Here is a 17045-nt window from a genome sequence, read left to right as displayed (position 1 = left end):
GGAATGACCACCGAAACCCTGGAAAACGTCGAAGGCCGCGACATCGGCTCCGGAGTCTCGATCATCCGCGAACGGACCGCCGTCGACGGTTCCGGACCGAGGCTGCACCAGCACCCGTATCGCGAAACCTTCGTCATCGTCCACGGCCGGGCCAGGTTCACCATCGGCGACTCCGAGCGCGAAGGCGGGGCGGGAGACGTCCTGGTCGTTCCGGCGGAGACCCCGCACAAGTTCGCCGTGATCGGCCCGGAAGTCTACGAAGCCGTCCACATCCACGAAAGCGACCATTTCATCACCGAATGGCTCGAGTAATTCTGTCGGACGCCAGAAAACCCTTTCCCGGTCTAGAATCCGACGACGTGCTCGTGGACGGGCGGGCACCCGAGGCGACGGGAACCGGGAACCGTGACCGACGTGGCGGACCGCAGTGGTGACAAAACCCGCCAGGTGGACAGGTTCGACCAACGGCGCGCACAGCTGGCGATGTCGGCGCTGGTCACCTTGTCCGAACTGGGCTACGCGCGCACGAGCCTGCGGGAGATAGCGCAGAACTCCGAGTTCTCCCACGGCGTACTGCATTATTACTTCCGCAACAAGGCCGAGCTGATCACCTACTGCGTCAAGCAGTACAAGGCCGAATGCGTCACCCGGTACGACCGGATGGTCGAGACCGCGGAGACGGCCGAAGAGCTGAAGACCGCCTTCGGCGCCGCGACCGCTGCCACGCTGTGTGAAAACGCCCGGCTGCACAGGCTCTGGTACGACCTGCGCAACCAGAGCCTGTTCGAGAAGCTGTTCCAGGCCGAGGTGCTGGCCATCGACGAGGCACTCGAACTGATGATCTGGCGGGTCGTGTCGCGGTACGCGGAACTGCTGGGCAAGACGGCGGATTTCGCACCCTCGACGACGTACGCGCTCTTCGACGGCCTTTTCCAGCAAGGTCTGCTGAAACACCTCGCCGGCCAGGAAGACGCGGCGAGGTGCCTTCAGGACTCGGTCGAGCAGGTGCTGGCGCGACTGTTCACCACTTGATGGTCGGATACCAGATGACGCCGGTCCGGCCGAGCACCCGCAGGTCCCAGTACAGCAGCGTGAATGTGCCCGCGACCAGCAACGCGGCACCGGTCACCACGGCGATCCTGGTGGGCTTCGCGAGCATCCATCGCTGCAGCCGCCCGCCCGTGCCGTGGGTGAGCACCAGGAACAACAGCGCCATCACCACGATGTTGCCCACCGACTGCAGGGCGAACGCCGCGGCGCCGTAGAAGACGTTGTGGCTTTCGGCCGCGCTGCGGAACATCATCCGGAACAGCGGGAACGGCCTGCCGATCAGGAATCCGCCGATGAGCGCGCCCATCAGGACGAGCGGCGCGGGCGGAAACCGGCGGGTGAGACCGGCGATCGGGTTGCGGACGAGTCCGACGGAAGCCAGGCCCAGCACGATGAACACGATCCCGATCACGCCGTAGACGATCATCGACTGGATGTTCCGCGGCGTGAGCCCACCCGGCGACGAAGCGGTCGAGAACTGCGGCATCCGGGTGCCCACGAGCGCGACGATGACGCCGTACACCACGGAAACCGTCAGCATGCCCGCCGCGATCCAGCCCAGCGGCTTCACAGTGTCGGTGAACTTGGGCCGTCCGGCGGTTCCGCCGCCGACAAGCGGGGCGACGGCACCGAAGGCGGCGATGTTGCACGCGGTGAAGGTTCCGGCGAGGCCCGAAACGAAGGCGAAGAACGTTCCGGCCAGCACCCCGCCGATCGGGGTCGCCTTGGCGTCGTGTCCCAGGAGGGTGTTGGCGACACTGTCGCCGATCACACTGTCCACAAAGGGTGCCGACCAGATCACCGTCAGCGCGAAGCCGGCGAGGACGGACCAGAGGACGATGCGCCCTTTGTGTTCCGGATAGGGTCCTGAGCCCAGGAAATTCGACTGCGGGGAAACGGGAGCGCGTTCGGTCACGGACATTCGTACCTCCAGCGGCTGATGGCTTCCCCCTCGCTCATCGTTGTTCCGCGGTCCGGGTCGCGCCACCTCCAAAGTGCCGATCCACCCTTGCTCCGACCGGCTCCGGGTAATTCCGAAAAGGTGAAAGCCGCGGAGTCTCGTGGGATCATCGGCGGACGGGTACGGCCACTGAACCTGCGGAGGGCGATGGACTTCGACGAGGTCGCGGACGAGCTCTACGCCGGCGATCCGGCCGAGTTCGTCGCGGTGCGCAACCAACGGGCGAAAGAAGCCAAGGCCGCGGGTGACGCGGCCTTGGCCGAGCGTATCCGCGCCCTGCGGAAGCCGACGCTCGCGGCCACGATCCTCAATCGCCGTGCCGGTTCCCCCGAGCTGACGGAGCTGGCCAAGCTGGGCGACGAGCTGCGCAAGGCGCATTCGGCGCTGGCCGGTGAAGACCTGCGCAAACTCGCCAAGCGGCGCCAGGAACTGGTGAACCGGATCCTGCGGGACGAACGTTCGATGAGTGAATCCGTCAGCCGCGACGTCGAAGCCACCCTCGAAGCCGTCGTGGCCGATCCCGAAGTGGCGGCACTCGCCCTCGCCGGACGGCTGAGCAGCGGCGCGGACAGCACCGGCGACCAATGGCTGACCAGTGGATTCACCCCGCAGCCGAAGCGGAAACCCGCGCCGGAGCGCGAAAAACCGGCCACCGTGTCGCATTTGGACGATCGACGGAAGGCCAAACGCGCGGCCGCCGAGAAGGCCGAACAGGAGCGGATCGACAAGGCCCGCGAAGAGGCCGAACGCGAACAGAAGCGGGTGGCGGAGTTCAACCGGCTCCGGCGCGAGGCGGCCGATCTCGCGAAGGCCCTCAAGCAGGCCGAGATCGATCTTTCCCGCGCCGAGCGCCGGGCCGAGAAGCTCACGGAGAAGGCGAACGACCTCCGACGGCGCCTCGCCGACGCCGAACTCGAAGAAGAGACGGCGAACGAGGAGACCGTGTCCGCGCAGACCGTCCTGGACGACCTGCGCGCCGAGGCGGCGCGTATCGACGATGCCCTCGAACAGTTCTAAGCCGGCTGCCGGTCACGAACGCGCGCGGCGGTCACCCGGCGTCCATACGGTGTCTTGCCGCCCGGCTTGTAGACCGACAGCACGGTCATGGTCACGTACATCGTCGTGGACACGATGATCGGATAGAACCCGTCCACGCGACGGCCCGCTTCCACGAACACACCATCCATAGTGGACTCGGCCGCGGCCGCCAGCTCGCTGATCCCCGGCAGCAGCGAGAACAACGTCAGCCCGGCGGCGATCAGGGTCAGCACGAGTTTGATCGCGACCCACTTGTACCGGATCAGTCCCCATTTCGTGCCGACGCCGAGCACGATCCCGCTGATCAGGGCGGTCAGGCTGACCGGCGGCAGGAGGTAGCCACCGATCTGCTCCATCATCAGGATGGCGGCGTGCTGGCGCCGCGCGTCGTCGGTGAACACGGAGGTGAAGGTCAGGACCGCGTTCACCATGGTGATCCCGAGCCAGCCGAGTGACGAAACGACATGGACGACGAGGACGAGTTTCCGCCACCGCGGGGTGAGCGGTCGCCGCACTGTGGAAGTACTCATGCGACCAGTGTTTCCGCGGGCGGGGCTCCCGTCGTCCGTCGTGGAGCGGCTCCTCGGCTACGTATCGCGGAGTACGAGCCCCCGGACGTACGCCGCCTGCCCGGCGTGCTGGAGGTCGTCGGACAGCACGCTGACCAGGCGGACCCCGAGGCTGACGGGCGGGTCCCACGCCTCGTCGACGATACGGTCGAGGTCGGCCTCCCCGAGTCCGGCGACCCAAGCCGCCGTCGCCTCGTGCACCGCGTCGTAGTACCCGGTCAGCAGGTCGGCGGAGCCGACACGGACCGCCTCGACGTCCTCGGGGCGATGCCCGTACCCGATGTCCGACGCCGGGAAGGGCAGCCCGAAGCGGCCGACCCAGTCCTGCGCGGTCCAGAGCTGCTCGGTGCCCATCAGATCGGCGACGTGATCGTCCTGCACCCGGGCCAGATGCCAGACCAGCCACGCGATCGTGTTCGCGCCCGGTGCCGGGCTCGCGATCAGCTGATCGGCGTTCAGCCCCTCTACGGCGGCGTGCACTACTTCCTGGACGCGGCCGAACCCGTCGGCCACCACTTCGGCCAGTTTCATCGATTCCCCTTCCGGCGTCTCCGGCCCCACGATGCCACCGCGAGGTGACCCCGGCCTTACAACCTTGACTTATATAAGCCCAGGCCGTGATAGTTGCCGGATGCACGCGTTCGACGTCCTCGGTGATCCGGTGCGCCGCCGGATCCTGGAACTGCTGGCGGGCGGGGAACAGAGTTCCGGCGACGTGACCACCGTGGTCCGCGCCGAGTTCGGGATCTCGCAGCCCGCGGTCTCCCAGCATCTGCGAGTCCTGCGCGAGAACGGCTTCACCACGGTCCGTGCCGAGGGCGCGCGACGGCTGTATTCGGTCGATCCGGGCCCGCTCAAGGAGATCGACGGCTGGCTGGAGCAGTACCGGCGGTTCTGGGCCGGGCCGCTCGACGCGCTCGCCACCGAGATCGCCCGCGGCCGCCGCGAACGCCGCAAGGCCGCCGAAGACTAGGCGCGCGGGGACTGTCGGACCCCGCCCCTAGAATCGTCCGGGTGGCAGCCCCCGACATCGGTACCTCGGAAGCCCTTGAAACGCTGAACCGCGTCTTCGGCTACGACGACTTCCGCGGCGACCAGCACGCCATCGTCGAACACGTCATCGCAGGCGGTGACGCGCTCGTCCTCATGCCGACCGGCGGCGGGAAGTCGCTGTGCTACCAGATCCCCGCGCTGGTCCGCCCGGGCGTCGGCGTGGTGATCTCGCCGCTGATCGCGTTGATGCAGGACCAGGTCGACGCCCTGCGCAACCTCGGCGTGCGCGCGGGTTTCCTGAACTCGACGCAGGATTACGCCGAGCGCAGCAAGGTCGAGGCCGCGTTCCTCTCCGGCGAGCTGGACCTGCTGTACCTGGCGCCCGAGCGGCTTTCCGTCGAATCGACGGTCCGGCTGCTCGACCGCGGCAAGATCTCGCTGTTCGCGATCGACGAGGCGCACTGCGTCTCCCAGTGGGGTCACGACTTCCGCCCCGACTACCTGATGCTGTCCGCGGTGCACGAGCGCTGGCCGGACGTGCCGAGGATCGCGCTCACCGCCACCGCCACGAAGGCGACGCACGCCGAGATCGCGTCCCGGCTCAACCTGGAGGACGCGCGGCATTTCGTCGCGAGCTTCGACCGGCCGAACATCCAGTACCGCATCGTCGGCAAGAACTCACCGCAGCGGCAGCTGCTGGAGCTGTTGCGCACCGAGCACAAGGGCGACGCCGGGATCGTCTACTGCCTGTCGCGGAACTCGGTCGAGAAGACCGCGGACTTCCTGGTGGAGAACGGGATCCCGGCGGTGCCCTATCACGCCGGCCTCGACGCGCGCACCCGCGCGAAGCACCAGTCGCGGTTCCTGCGCGAGGACGGGCTGATCGTCGTCGCGACGATCGCGTTCGGCATGGGCATCGACAAGCCGGACGTCCGGTTCGTCGCACACCTGGACCTGCCGAAGTCCATCGAGGGCTACTACCAGGAGACCGGTCGCGCGGGCCGCGACGGGCTGCCGTCGACGGCGTGGCTGGCGTACGGCCTCCAGGACGTCGTCCAGCAACGGAAGATGATCGACACCTCGGAGGGATCCGACGCGCACAAGCGGCAGCTGAGCGCGCACCTCAACGCGATGCTGGCGTTGTGCGAGACGGTCGAATGCCGCCGTGTGCAGGTGCTGAGCTACTTCGGCCAGCGGAGTGAGCCCTGCGGCAACTGCGACACCTGCCTGTCGCCGCCGGAGACCTGGGACGGGACGATCCCGGCGCAGAAGCTCCTCTCGACCATCGTCCGGCTGCAGAACGAGCGGCGGCAGAAATTCGGCGCCGGGCAGATCATCGACATCCTGCTCGGCAAAACGACCCCGAAGGTGACCCAGCACCGGCACGACACGTTGAAGGTCTTCGGCATCGGCACGGAGCTGAAGGAGCCGGAGTGGCGGGCCGTGGTGCGGCAACTCCTGGCGCAGGGGCTCGCGGCGGTCGAAGGCGACTACGGCTCGCTGGTGCTGACCGAGGGCAGCGCGGAGGTACTGAACGGGACGAGGAAGGTCCAGCTGCGGCGCGAGCCGGAGCGGGCGGCGAAGGCCGCGGCCCGCTCCAGTGCGAAGAAGGCCGCGGCCGCCGACATGCCCGCCGAGGCGGCGCCGGTGTTCGAACTGCTGCGGTCGTGGCGGGCCGCGGCGGCGAAGGAGCAGGGGGTGCCCGCGTACGTGATCTTCCACGACGCGACCCTGCGCCAGATCGCCACCAAACGGCCGGCCACGCTGCAGGAGCTGGGCACGGTCAGCGGCGTCGGCGAGAACAAGCTCGCGAAGTACGGCGAGCAGATCCTCGAGACGCTCGCGGACGCCTAGTGCTCGTAGGGCCGACGGGGCGGCCGTCCGGTCATCCCGTCGACCTTGCGCACCGCGCCGTCGATCTGGCTGTGGTACTTGCCCTTGGTCTTGTGGTCGACGAAGGTCGCGGCCTTGTTCACGGCCTTGGAGACCTTCTCGGGGTTCTTCCGCACGTAGGCGCGCACGGCCGTGGCGGTGCCGGCCAGGGCGGTCAACTTCCGCAGTAGAGCCACGGTGGTCCCTTTCGTCGGGGTCGTCTGGTTGTCCTGCTCAACGACCGGTGATGGCCCCTGGGTTCCCCGCGGCGAGCCGAATCACTCATTCCACCGGAAAACGGGGCGCGCGCCGACGGTCACGACCACTAAATTCGTGCTCATGCGGGATCTTTCGCTGCTGCCCAAGGCCCATCTGCACGTCCACCTCGAAAGTACCGTCAGACCGGACACGCTCCGTGACATCGGTGAGGCGAACGGCATCGCCGTCCCCGCGGAACAACCGGTGTTCGACGGGTTCCGCGCGTTCGGTGACTACAACGGGCTGCTGCGGTCCTGCCTGCGGAGGCCGGAGGACTTCGAACGGGTGGCGCGCGAGTTCTGCGAGGACCAGGTCGCGGACGGCGTCCACTACGCCGAAGTAACCTTCACGGCGGCTTCGCACGGCGAACGGCTGGGCGAGCCGGACATGCCGCTGGAGTCCGTCCTCAAAGGACTGTCGGCGGGCGCCGCCGAACACGGGCTCCACTGGCGGGTGATCCTGGACCATTCGCGCCGCCGCTCGGTCGAACGCGCCCGGCTCACCCTCGATCTCGCCCGCCGGTACGCCCCGGACGGGGTGTTCGCGATCGGACTCGCCGGGGAGGAGAAGTACCCGCTCGCGCCGTTCGCCGGGATCTGCGACGAAGCCGAGGAGGCGGGGTTGCACCTGATCCACCACGCCGGGGAGGACGCCGGCCCGGCCAGCATCCGCGAGGCGCTGGAAGTCGGGCACAGCGAACGGATCGGCCACGGTATCCGGATCCTGGAGGATCTCGCGCTGGTCGCCGAAGTACGGGAACGCGGGATCGCGCTGGAGGTCTGCCCGTCGTCGAACGTGACGCTCGGGCTGGTGCCGTCGTTCGAGGAGCACCCGCTCCCCCGGCTGGTCGACGCTGGGCTCGTGGTCACCCTCAGCACCGACGTCCCGTCGATCACCGGAACGACGCTGACCGACGAGTTCCTGCGCACCCGGGAGGCGTTCGCCTATGACGATCACGCGCTCGCCGGGCTCGCCCGCGCGTCCGTCGACGCGTCCTTCGCGCCTACCGAGCTCAAGCGCTCCCTCCACGCGGAGATCGACGCCTGGCTCACGTAACGCAATTAGTCCTCTGGATGCGGTACTTGCGCGTGCAACTACCGCATCCAGAGGACGAAACGCGGGGGGTCAGCCGGTCGGGAAGTCGTCCGGCGTGCGGATGCGGTCCCGCACCCAGACACCGGCGGGCTTCAGCATCGAAGTGCCGGTGAAGGAGTTCCCGGCGCAGGTTCCGGTCTTGAACACGGCACCGGAGCGGAAGTCGTCGGAGAAGTTCCAGTTCGTCCAGCCGATCTTCTTGGCGGCCAGCAGATCCAGGTACTTCTGCGAGTATGTGAAGTCGTTCCCGCCGTCGCCCGTGTAGGTCTGGGTGCCGAATTCCGTGACGAACACCGGGATCTTGTCGGCCGTCCGCGCCAGCGCGTCGTAATGCTCGTCCTGGTGCGACGCCGCGTAGAAGTGGAACGTGTACATGATGTTGGTCACGTTCACCGGGTTGTCCAGGATGTCGTTCTCGTCGCGGCCGTCGGAGATGCCGAAGGTCGACCAACCGTGCGTACCGAGGAAGACGACGCTGTCCGGATCCTGGGCGCGGATCACCGGGATGACCTCCTCGGCGTACCGCTTCACGTCCGCCCAGCTGACGCCGTTGGGCTCGTTCGCGACGTCGTAGATGATGTTGACCTTGTCCTTGTGCCGCTGGGCGATCTCGGCGAAGAACGTCTTGGCCAGGTCGGTGTTCTCGTTCGGGTCACCGGGGTCGAGCTGGTGCCAGTCGACGAGGACGTACATCCCGCGTTTTGTCGCCTCTTCGATGTAGTTGTGCACCATGTCGGTGAACTTGCGCGGGTTGCTCTCGTAGCCGTCGTCCTGGATGTACATGGCGACCCGCAGGATGTCGGCCTTCCAGTCGTTGGCCAGCGCGTCCAGCGAGGCGGTCTTCACGCACTGGCTGTACCACTGGATCCCGTGCGTGCTCATCCCCCGCAGCTGGATGGGCTTGCCGTACTGGTTGCACAGTTTGACGCCGCAGACGTGGAGCTTTCCGTTGATGGACACCGGTGTCCCGGCGCCCGGACCGCCGCTGCCTTCGACCGACAGCGAGTCCGCGTTGGGGCCGCCGTTCGCCGTGACGGCGGTGGTGCGGATCTTGTTGCTGCCCGCGACGAGGGTCACCGTCGTGGTGACGGTGCGCCAGGTCGTCCACGCGCCGGTGCCGGCGAATCCGAGGTCGTCGACGGCGAGGGAGCCGTTGACGGTGATGTCGAGCGGACGGTTGGCGGTGGTGCCATTGGCGTAACGGAAGGTCAGCGTGTGCTGCCCCGCCTGCGCCGCGTTGACGGTGTACTCGACGTAGCTACCGGTCACGTTGTCGTAGTTCACGAAGCCGGAGCCGGTGAAGCCGGTGTGATTGGCTTCGACCACGCCGCGCGAGATCGTCGCGTCCTCGGATTCGTACTGGACGGGAGCCGCGGAAGCGGCCTGGGCGGAAATCGGGACCGAGGCGGCCGCGAGCACCGTGACCAGCGCCGCCCGCCATCTTGGGCGTACCACTTTGTGCCTCCTTCAGAAGCATCGTTGCGTTCCGTGGAGCAGGGGCGCGGCGAGCCCTCGTTAAGAAACCTTCCTAACGCGGACTAGTCTCACCATCGGGATGAAGCGCTGTCAACAGGGCAAAGGGGGCGATCGCGCCCCGCAGTTGGTCCTCTACTTGCGGTAGTTGCACGCGCAAGGACCGCATTCAGAGGACGAAATGCGGGTCGTGGTCCGCATCACCCGGACGGCGGGCCACACAAGTTCTCCACATTCGTCACGTACCGTGGAACCGGTGACCGCTTCGTCCCCTTCGACCCTGGACCTGATGGATCAGTGGCAGCAGCCGCCCCCGAAACGCGGCCCGCGTGGCTGCGTGATGCTCGTTCTGCTGGTCGTGGGCGCCCTGGTCGCCGGTGCCGTCTGGGTCGTGATCAGCCTCAACGACCGTGAGCCGGTGCCGGTCAAGCCGGAATTCGTGGTCCCCTCGCTCAAGCCCGCCCCACGTTCGGCGATCCCCGGTGACGCCGGACCGCTGCCCGCGGAGCCCGCGAAGGACGCCTGGATCGCGAAGGTGTCGGAGAACACGGACATCCCTTCGCGCACGCTGCGGGCGTACGTGAACGCGGCCGAGAAGACCGCGAAGACCACTCCGCGTTGCGAGATCACCTGGGCGACCATCGCCGGGATCGGGCGCACCGAGTCCCAGCACGCCCGGCACGACGGTTCCCGCGCCGGTGAGGACGGCATCGTGACGCCGCCGATCATCGGCATCCCGCTCGACGGCTCCCCCGGTGTGCTGGCGGTCGTCGACACCGACAAGGGCGCGCTCGACGGCGACCCGAAATGGGACCGTGCGGTCGGGCCGATGCAGTTCCTGCCCGCCACCTGGAAGCGGTACGGCGTCCGCGCGAGCGGTGACGGCGCCGCGCCGGACCCGCAGAACATCGACGACGCGGCCCTGACGACCGCCCGGTACATGTGCGCGCGGGGCGGCGACCTCGGCGATCCCTCCGGCTGGTGGACCGCGGTTCTGACCTACAACAATTCCACCCAGTACGGGCAGGAAGTGTTCAGCAACGCCGACGCGTACGGGAAGGCCGCCCTCGGGAAGTAACAGCCAGGCGCAGCCTGCCCGTTGAGGGTGGCGGCGGGGCGGGGTCCGGGCTTAGGCGGGCAACAGCCGCGTGACCAGCTTGGTCAGCTGGTGCACGTTCCGGCATTCGTACATCTCGACGACCTCCGCGTACGCGTGCGCCTCGGAGTCGCCGGTGGACCACAGCTCGGTCCGTTCGGGGTTGAGCCAGTACGTATGCCTTGCCGCGGCGGCGATCCCGCGGACCGCGTCGAGGTTCGGGTCGCCGCCGTTGGTCCTCGCGTCACCGAGGATGAGCATGGACGTCCTGGGACCCACCGCGTCCGAGTAGCGCTCGACGAACTCGCCGAGCGCGTGCCCGTAGTCGCTGTGCCCGTCCCACCGGGTCAGTTCCGCGTCGGCGAGGATGCGCGCGCCGAGGTCTTCAGGATCGGCGGCGCCGGTGTCGACGAGGTGGGTGATCTCGTCACAGGCGTCGATGAACGCGAAGACCCGCACCTTGCTGAACTGGTCGCGCAGGGCCTGCACCAGCAGCATGGTGAAGTTCGCGAAGCCGGCCACCGAGCCCGACATGTCGCACAGCAGCACGATTTCCGGCCTTCCCGGCCGGTGCCGCCGGTACGACGGCCGCATCGGGACGCCGCCGGTGGACAGCGAGCGCCGCAGTGTCCGCCGCAGGTCGATGTGCCCGCGCGCGTGCCGCCGTCGCCGCGCGGCCAGGCGGGTGGCGAGCTTGCGTGACAACGGCTGTACGACCCGGCGGAGTTCGGCGAGTTGCGCCCGGCTGGCGAGCAGGAAGTCGACACGGTCGGCGGCCGGCGGCACGGCATGCCGCGAAACCCGTTCCCTGCCACGGACTTCCGCCACACGCCGCCGTGCCTCGGTCCGCACGAGACCGCGGAAACCCTCGACGCGGCGCCGGACGTCGTCGCGGTCCAGCCGGTCGGTGAAATCCTCCGCCGGCGAACCGGCGCGGATCGCTTCGAGCACCCGGACCACGAGCGTTTGCGGCTGGAGCCGTTCCAACGTCTGGTGCGCCGACCAGCCGCCGCTGCCCGCCGTGCCGCCGTACTCCCCCAGCATGTCGACGGCGAGCCCGGCCAGCTGCGTCAGTTCCGGCTGGTCGTTCGCCGCGAGCGCCGTGGCGAGCCGGTCGCGCAGCGCGGCCAGATCGTCGACGGGGTCCTGCGACGGCGCGCCGACGCCGAGCGGGAAGTAGATGTCGAAGGTCGCGTCGAACACCGCGCGCTGACCGCCGCGCCGGACGAGCGCCGCCGCGAGCCCTTCCCGCATCTGCTCGCGGGAGTCGAGCCCCAGCACTTCCAGTGCCGCGGCGGCGTCGACCGTCTCGCTGGGCCCCGCCGGGATTCCGTGTTCCCGCAACGCTTCCACGAATTCGACGAGCCTGCCCGGCACACCGCTCACGAGTCGAGGACCTTGCCGAGTTCCAGCCGCGCGTCCGCCTTCACGACGTCGTCCTGGTGTTTGAGGATGACGCCGAGGCTCGCGCGGACGACGTCCTCGCCGAGGCTGTCCGCGCCGAGCGCCAGCAGGGTCCGCGCCCAGTCGATCGTCTCGGCGACCGACGGCGCCTTCCGCAGCTCCATCGCCCGCAGCGCGGTGATCACCTTGACCACGGACGCGGCGAGCGCGTCGTCGACGCCCGGCACCTTCAGCCGCACGATGCGCTGCTCCAGCGCCGCGTCGGGGAAGTCGATGTGCAGGAACAGGCACCGGCGCCGCAACGCCTCCGAAAGTTCCCGCGTCGCGTTGGAGGTCAGCACCACGAACGGTTTGCGCCCGGCGGTGATGGTGCCGAGTTCCGGGACGGTGATCTGAAAGTCGCCGAGCACCTCCAGCAGCAGCCCCTCGATCTCGACGTCGGCCTTGTCGGTCTCGTCGATGAGCAGGACGGTCGGCTCGTCGCCCTTGATCGCCGTCAGCAGCGGCCTGGCCAGCAGGAATTCTTCACCGAAGATGTCGTTGCGGGCTTCGTCCCACGTCTCGTCCTTGCCGGCGGTGATCCGGAGAAGCTGCTTCGCGTGGTTCCACTCGTACAGCGCGCGTGACTCGTCGACGCCTTCGTAGCACTGCAACCGCACGAGCCGGGAGCCGCTCGCCTGCGCGACCGCCTTCGCCAGCTCGGTCTTGCCGACCCCCGCGGGGCCCTCGATCAGCAACGGCTTGCCGAGGGCGTCCGCGAGGAACACCGTGGTGGCGACGGCCGCGGAGGCCAGGTAGCCGGTGTCGGCGAGCTTCGCCGTCACGTCTTCGACGGATGTGAAGTACCCGGTCCCAGCCACGCGGCCTCCCAGCTCGATCGCCTACCCGGCCGACTCTACGTCGCGGATCCGCTTCGGCAGCAGGAACCCGACCGCGAAGGTGAGCATCACCATCACCGCGACCACCCAGAACGTCCGCTTGGCGGCGGCGGTCGGGTCGGCGGTCCCCGCGTCGAAGAACACCGTGCCCAGCAGCGCGAGCCCCAGCGCGCCGCCGACCTGCTGGAGCGAGGTCAGCGCCCCCGACGCCGAGCCGGCCTCGGCCGGTTCCACCCCGGACAGGGCGATCTCGAAGTACGGCCCCATGATCAGCCCCGAGCCGATCCCGACCACCAGCAACGCCGGCGCGATCAGCCACGGACCCGTCTCCGGGCCGAGGAGCAGCAGGAGGGCGACCACGCCGGCGGTCATGATCAGCGCACCGGTGTGCAGCACCTTGCGGCCGTGTCTGCGCACCGCCTGCACCAGGCCCATCCCGACGATCATCCCCAGCGACATCGGCACCCCGGTCAGCCCGGCCTTGAGCGGCGAGAAACCGAGTCCGAGCTGCAGGTACAGCGTGAAGACCAGACCGAAGCCGGAGAACGCCGCGAAGTAGATCGTGCCGGTCGCCATCCCGGCGAGGAAGCTGCGCTTGCGGAACAGGCTCGGCTCGACCAGCGGGTCGCCGCCGCGGCGGCTCTTGCGCTTCTCGAACCACGCGAACACGCCGAACACCACGACCGCGGCGGCCATCATCGCGAACGTCCACAGCGGCCAGCCGTACTCACGCCCCTGCACCAGCGGGAAGACGATCAGCAGCGCGCCGGTCGTCGCGAGCAGCGCACCGGGGATGTCGAGGGTGAGCGAACCGCCGGGTCGGGACTCGGGGAGGAACTTGATCGCGGCGAGTACCGCCAGCGCGCCGATCGGCAGGTTGATCAGGAAGATCATCCGCCAGCCGGTGCCGAAGAGATCGGCGTCGACGAGCCAGCCCGCGAGGATCGGGCCGCCGACCGCGGCGAGCCCCATCACCGGGCCGAACATGCCGAACGCGGACTGGAGTTCCTTGCCCGCGAACATCTCCTTCATCATGCCGAGGCCCTGCGGCACCATCGCGGCGCCGAAGAGGCCCTGCACCACCCGAGCGGTGATGATCATCTCGGGGTTCACCGCGACCGCGCAGAACAGCGAGCCGGCGACGAAGCCGGTCGCGCCGATCAGGAACATGCGCTTGCGGCCGAAGATGTCGCCGAGCCGCCCGCCGGTGAGCAGACCGGACACCATCGCCAGGGTGTAGGCCACGCCGAGCCACTGGATCATCGCCGTGCCGCCGCCGAGCGAGGCCCGCATGACCGGTCCGGCGATGCTCGTGACCGTCATGTCGAGCAGTTCCATCACCGAGCCGGTCAGGATCACGAACAGCGCGGGCCAGCGCCAGCGGTACGGCTTCGCCGAGGGGGTGTTTTCCGAGGTCACACCGCTCGGGGTGTCCAGTGTCATCGTCATGGGTACAACGCTAAAGTCAATTCCGGCCACTTTCTGACCGGAATGCGAGCGAACCTGGATTCATGGCGAACACGAGTGCGCGGATGCTGCGGTTGCTCTCCCTTCTGCAGACACACCGCTTCTGGTCGGGGATCGAGCTGAGCGACAAGCTCGAGGTGAGCGAACGGACGCTGCGGCGCGATGTCGAACGGCTCCGCGAGCTGGGCTATCCGGTCAACGCGAGCCGCGGCGTCGCGGGCGGCTACCAACTGCGGTCGGGGACGGTCATGCCGCCGCTGCTGCTCGACGACGAGGAGGCCGTGGCGATCGCGGTCGGCCTCCGCACGGCGGCGAGCGGTTCGGTGGAGGGCATCGAGGAGACGTCGGTCCGCGCGCTGACGAAGGTCGTCCAGGTGATGCCGCCCCGGCTGCGCCGACGGGTCGACGCGCTCCAGGCGTATACGACGCCGGCGGCCGTCACGGGCCCTCGCGTCAACGCCGCCAGCCTGACGGTGATCGCGCAGGCGTGCCGGGACGACGAGCGGCTGAAGTTCGACTACGCGGCGCGCGGCGGCGAGGAGTCCGCGCGGCTGGTCGAGCCGCACCGGCTCGTCTCACTCGGACGCCGCTGGTACCTGGTGGCCTGGGACCTCGACCGGGTGGACTGGCGCACGTTCCGCGTCGACAGGCTCAGCGAGCCACGCACCACCGGCGCCCGCTACCGGCCGCGCGAGATCCCTGGCGGCGACGCGGTCAAGTTCGTCGAGGCCCAGATCAAGGCCAGGCCGACCACGCACACGCTGGTGGTCCGGGTCGAAGCGCCGAAGGACCGGGGCGAAGCGGCGGTGCGGTACCTCGGCGGCGCGCTCGAAGCGATCGACGGGACGTCCTGCCGCCTGACGATGAACGTCGACACCTTCGACTGGCCCGTGCTGATCCTCGCCGCGATCGGTGCGCCTTTCGAGGTCGAGAGCCCCTCGGCGTTCAAAGACCACCTCGCGTCCGTCGCCGCCCTCTTCACGGCGGCTAGCATCGGGCCGTGAGCACCTATGTCGCGGCCGAGGGCCGATACGAGAGCATCCCCTACCGCCGCACCGGGCGCAGCGGCCTGAAGCTGCCCGCGATCTCGCTGGGCCTGTGGCACAACTTCGGGAACGACAAGCCCCTGGGTACGCAGCGGGACATCGCGCGGCGCGCGTTCGACCTGGGCATCACCCATTTCGACCTCGCCAACAACTACGGCCCGCCCTACGGCTCGGCGGAGGAGAACTTCGGCAGGCTGCTGGCGTCGGACTTCAAGCCGTACCGGGACGAACTGGTCATCTCGACCAAGGCGGGCTACGACATGTGGCCCGGCCCGTACGGCGAATGGGGCTCGCGCAAGTACCTGCTGTCCTCTTTGGACCAATCGCTCGGCCGGATGGGCCTGGACTACGTCGACATCTTCTATTCGCACCGCTTCGACCCCGAGACGCCGCTCGAAGAGACGGTCGGCGCGCTCGACACCGCCGTCCGGTCCGGACGCGCGCTGTACGTCGGCATCTCGTCGTACTCGTCGGAGAAGACCGCCGAGGCCGCCCGGCTCCTGCGCGAACTGGGCACCCCGCTGCTGATCCACCAGCCGTCGTACTCGATGTTCAACCGCTGGCTCGAAGGCGACAAGCTGCTCGACACGCTCGAAACCGAAGGCGCGGGCTGCATCGCGTTCTCGCCACTGGCGCAGGGATTGCTGACCAGCCGCTATCTCGACGGCGTTCCCGAGAATTCCCGTGCTGCGCAAGGGAAGTCACTCAACCCGGACACGATCACCGAGAGCACCCTCGGCAAGATCCGGGCGCTGAACGAGATCGCCCAGCGGCGCGGTCAGACGCTGGCGCAGCTCGCGCTCGCGTGGGGCCTGCGCGACCCGCGGATGACGTCGGTGCTGATCGGCGCGAGCAGCGTCGCCCAGCTGGAGGACAACGTCGGCGCGCTGAAGAACCTGCACTTCACGAACGAGGAGCTGGCCGAGATCGACCGCTACGCCACCGAGGCCGACATCAACCTCTGGAAGCGCTCGACCGACGCGGGCTAGCTAATCGCGTTGCCCCACCGGGCCGGGGAGCCGAGACTGCGGGAATGACTTTCGAAGATCAGCTCGCCGAAGGAGAAGCCGTCCCGGTCGAAGGCTGGGATTTCTCGTGGTTCGAAGGCCGGGCCACCGAGGAACGGCCGCCGTGGGGCTATTCGCGGTTGCTCGGCGAACGGATGGCGGCGGCTTCGGCGGGGCTGGACCTGCAGACCGGCGGCGGCGAGGTGCTCGCGGGCATCCCGAAGCCGCCGCCGGTCCTCGCCGCCACCGAAGGCTGGCCGCCGAACGTCGAGGTGGCGCGGAAGACTCTCGCGCCCCTCGGCGGACAGGTGGTCGAGGCCGAGTACGACGCGCCGCTGCCCTTCCCCGACGAGTCCTTCGATCTGGTGAGCAGCCGCCATCCGATCGCGAATCCGTGGCGGGAGATCGCCCGCGTGCTCCGTCCGGGCGGGACCTTCCTGTCGCAGCAGATCGGCGCCGGCACCGTGCGGGAACTGAAGGAGTTCTTCCTCGGCCCGCAGGACTACGGCGACTGGACGCCCGAGGTGTTGCGAGTCGAGGCCGAAGCCGTCGGGCTCCGGGTGGAGCGGCTCGAACCGGCGAAACTGCGGATGGAGTTCTTCGACCTCGCCGCGGTCGTCCACTTCCTCCGGAAGGTGATCTGGATCGTGCCGGGGTTCGAGGTCGGGAAGTACCGCGACGAACTCGCGGAACTCCACCGGATGATCGAAACCGACGGGAAGTTCGTCGCGCACTCGCGGCGAGTGCTTGTGGAGGCCGTCAAGCCCGGCCGCACGTTCGGGTGACAGAACACATTTCGCAAGTCGTTAAGTCGTTGTCATGCCATCGCGCGATCTCC

18 protein-coding genes are annotated in these 17045 nt (G+C 68.6%); 10 read left to right on the top strand and 8 right to left on the bottom strand.

Going from position 1 to position 17045, the window contains the following annotated elements; genetic code table 11:
• Positions 1-3 precede the first annotated feature (3 nt).
• Both ED92_RS32295 and ED92_RS32290 read left to right on the top strand, forming a co-directional pair.
• Positions 4-312 (top strand): cupin domain-containing protein, encoded by a 309-nt coding sequence (locus tag ED92_RS32295; protein ID WP_037344971.1) that lies wholly within the window; start codon positions 4-6, stop codon positions 310-312.
• Positions 313-405: 93 nt separating this feature from the next.
• Positions 406-1032, top strand: a complete 627-nt coding sequence (locus ED92_RS32290) for a TetR/AcrR family transcriptional regulator (RefSeq protein ID WP_037344970.1) — start codon at positions 406-408, stop codon at positions 1030-1032.
• On the opposite strand, the gene ED92_RS32285 is transcribed toward ED92_RS32290, so the two are convergent.
• Positions 1022-1972: a hypothetical protein gene (locus ED92_RS32285; RefSeq protein ID WP_037344968.1), complete on the bottom strand. Its 951-nt coding sequence runs from the start codon at positions 1970-1972 to the stop codon at positions 1022-1024. The genes ED92_RS32290 and ED92_RS32285 overlap by 11 nt on opposite strands.
• A 186-nt stretch (positions 1973-2158) precedes the next feature.
• Here ED92_RS32285 and ED92_RS32280 point away from each other — a divergent pair, with 186 nt between their 5' ends.
• Entirely contained in the window at positions 2159-3028 is an 870-nt protein-coding gene (locus ED92_RS32280) for a hypothetical protein (protein ID WP_037344967.1), read from the top strand.
• Here the strand turns inward: ED92_RS32280 and ED92_RS32275 are convergent.
• The gene (locus ED92_RS32275; RefSeq protein ID WP_235213410.1) at positions 3025-3579 is read right to left on the bottom strand and encodes a hypothetical protein; all 555 of its coding nucleotides are present in this window, start codon (positions 3577-3579) and stop codon (positions 3025-3027) included. The two genes, ED92_RS32280 and ED92_RS32275, sit on opposite strands and share 4 nt — an antisense overlap.
• Before the next feature lie 57 nt (positions 3580-3636).
• Positions 3637-4149, bottom strand: coding sequence for a DUF664 domain-containing protein (locus tag ED92_RS32270; RefSeq protein WP_037344964.1), 513 nt, complete (start codon positions 4147-4149; stop codon positions 3637-3639).
• A gap of 100 nt (positions 4150-4249) precedes the next feature.
• On the opposite strand from ED92_RS32270, the gene ED92_RS32265 reads away from it, so the two are divergent.
• Both ED92_RS32265 and recQ read left to right on the top strand, forming a co-directional pair.
• Complete coding sequence (locus ED92_RS32265) at positions 4250-4591, top strand: helix-turn-helix transcriptional regulator (RefSeq protein ID WP_037344963.1); 342 nt, start codon at positions 4250-4252, stop codon at positions 4589-4591.
• 41 nt (positions 4592-4632) lie between these two features.
• Positions 4633-6465 carry a DNA helicase RecQ gene (gene recQ / locus ED92_RS32260; RefSeq protein ID WP_037344962.1) on the top strand — a complete coding sequence of 611 codons (1833 nt, stop codon included), beginning with the start codon at positions 4633-4635 and terminating at the stop codon, positions 6463-6465.
• On the opposite strand, the gene ED92_RS32255 is transcribed toward recQ, so the two are convergent.
• Positions 6462-6680: an antitoxin gene (locus tag ED92_RS32255; protein WP_037344960.1), complete on the bottom strand. Its 219-nt coding sequence runs from the start codon at positions 6678-6680 to the stop codon at positions 6462-6464. The genes recQ and ED92_RS32255 overlap by 4 nt on opposite strands.
• Positions 6681-6822: 142 nt before the next feature.
• On the opposite strand from ED92_RS32255, the gene add reads away from it, so the two are divergent.
• Positions 6823-7797 (top strand): adenosine deaminase, encoded by a 975-nt coding sequence (add, locus tag ED92_RS32250; protein WP_037345718.1) that lies wholly within the window; start codon positions 6823-6825, stop codon positions 7795-7797.
• A gap of 69 nt (positions 7798-7866) precedes the next feature.
• Here the strand turns inward: add and ED92_RS43455 are convergent, their stop codons facing one another.
• Complete coding sequence (locus tag ED92_RS43455; RefSeq protein ID WP_037344959.1) at positions 7867-9291, bottom strand: cellulase family glycosylhydrolase; 1425 nt, start codon at positions 9289-9291, stop codon at positions 7867-7869.
• Positions 9292-9565: 274 nt separating this feature from the next.
• Here ED92_RS43455 and ED92_RS32240 point away from each other — a divergent pair, with 274 nt between their 5' ends.
• Entirely contained in the window at positions 9566-10387 is an 822-nt protein-coding gene (locus ED92_RS32240) for a lytic transglycosylase domain-containing protein (protein ID WP_235213409.1), read from the top strand.
• A gap of 51 nt (positions 10388-10438) precedes the next feature.
• Here ED92_RS32240 and ED92_RS32235 read toward each other — a convergent pair whose 3' ends face one another.
• Genes ED92_RS32235 through ED92_RS32225 form a run of 3 tightly spaced genes read right to left on the bottom strand, consistent with a single transcriptional unit; the run spans position 10439 to position 14136 of the window.
• Positions 10439-11791, bottom strand: coding sequence for a VWA domain-containing protein (locus ED92_RS32235; protein ID WP_037344958.1), 1353 nt, complete (start codon positions 11789-11791; stop codon positions 10439-10441).
• Positions 11788-12669, bottom strand: a complete 882-nt coding sequence (locus tag ED92_RS32230; RefSeq protein WP_005155088.1) for a MoxR family ATPase — start codon at positions 12667-12669, stop codon at positions 11788-11790. The genes ED92_RS32235 and ED92_RS32230 overlap by 4 nt, the downstream gene beginning before the upstream one ends.
• Positions 12670-12690: 21 nt before the next feature.
• Positions 12691-14136: an MFS transporter gene (locus ED92_RS32225; RefSeq protein WP_037344951.1), complete on the bottom strand. Its 1446-nt coding sequence runs from the start codon at positions 14134-14136 to the stop codon at positions 12691-12693.
• A gap of 62 nt (positions 14137-14198) precedes the next feature.
• On the opposite strand from ED92_RS32225, the gene ED92_RS32220 reads away from it, so the two are divergent.
• The 3 genes from ED92_RS32220 to ED92_RS32210 are packed head-to-tail and all read left to right on the top strand — an operon-like array spanning position 14199 to position 16992.
• Positions 14199-15158, top strand: a complete 960-nt coding sequence (locus ED92_RS32220) for a YafY family protein (protein WP_235213408.1) — start codon at positions 14199-14201, stop codon at positions 15156-15158.
• Positions 15155-16189 carry an L-glyceraldehyde 3-phosphate reductase gene (gene mgrA / locus ED92_RS32215; RefSeq protein WP_037344950.1) on the top strand — a complete coding sequence of 345 codons (1035 nt, stop codon included), beginning with the start codon at positions 15155-15157 and terminating at the stop codon, positions 16187-16189. The genes ED92_RS32220 and mgrA overlap by 4 nt, the downstream gene beginning before the upstream one ends.
• A 44-nt stretch (positions 16190-16233) precedes the next feature.
• Complete coding sequence (locus tag ED92_RS32210; protein ID WP_037344948.1) at positions 16234-16992, top strand: class I SAM-dependent methyltransferase; 759 nt, start codon at positions 16234-16236, stop codon at positions 16990-16992.
• The last annotated feature ends 53 nt before the right edge of the window (positions 16993-17045 follow it).

This window comes from Amycolatopsis sp. MJM2582, from assembly GCF_000754115.1.
GTDB classification, from domain to species: domain Bacteria; phylum Actinomycetota; class Actinomycetes; order Mycobacteriales; family Pseudonocardiaceae; genus Amycolatopsis; species Amycolatopsis japonica.
The sequence above is the reverse complement of the archived record's forward strand: the minus strand, read 5'-3'. Positions and strand labels throughout refer to the sequence as shown.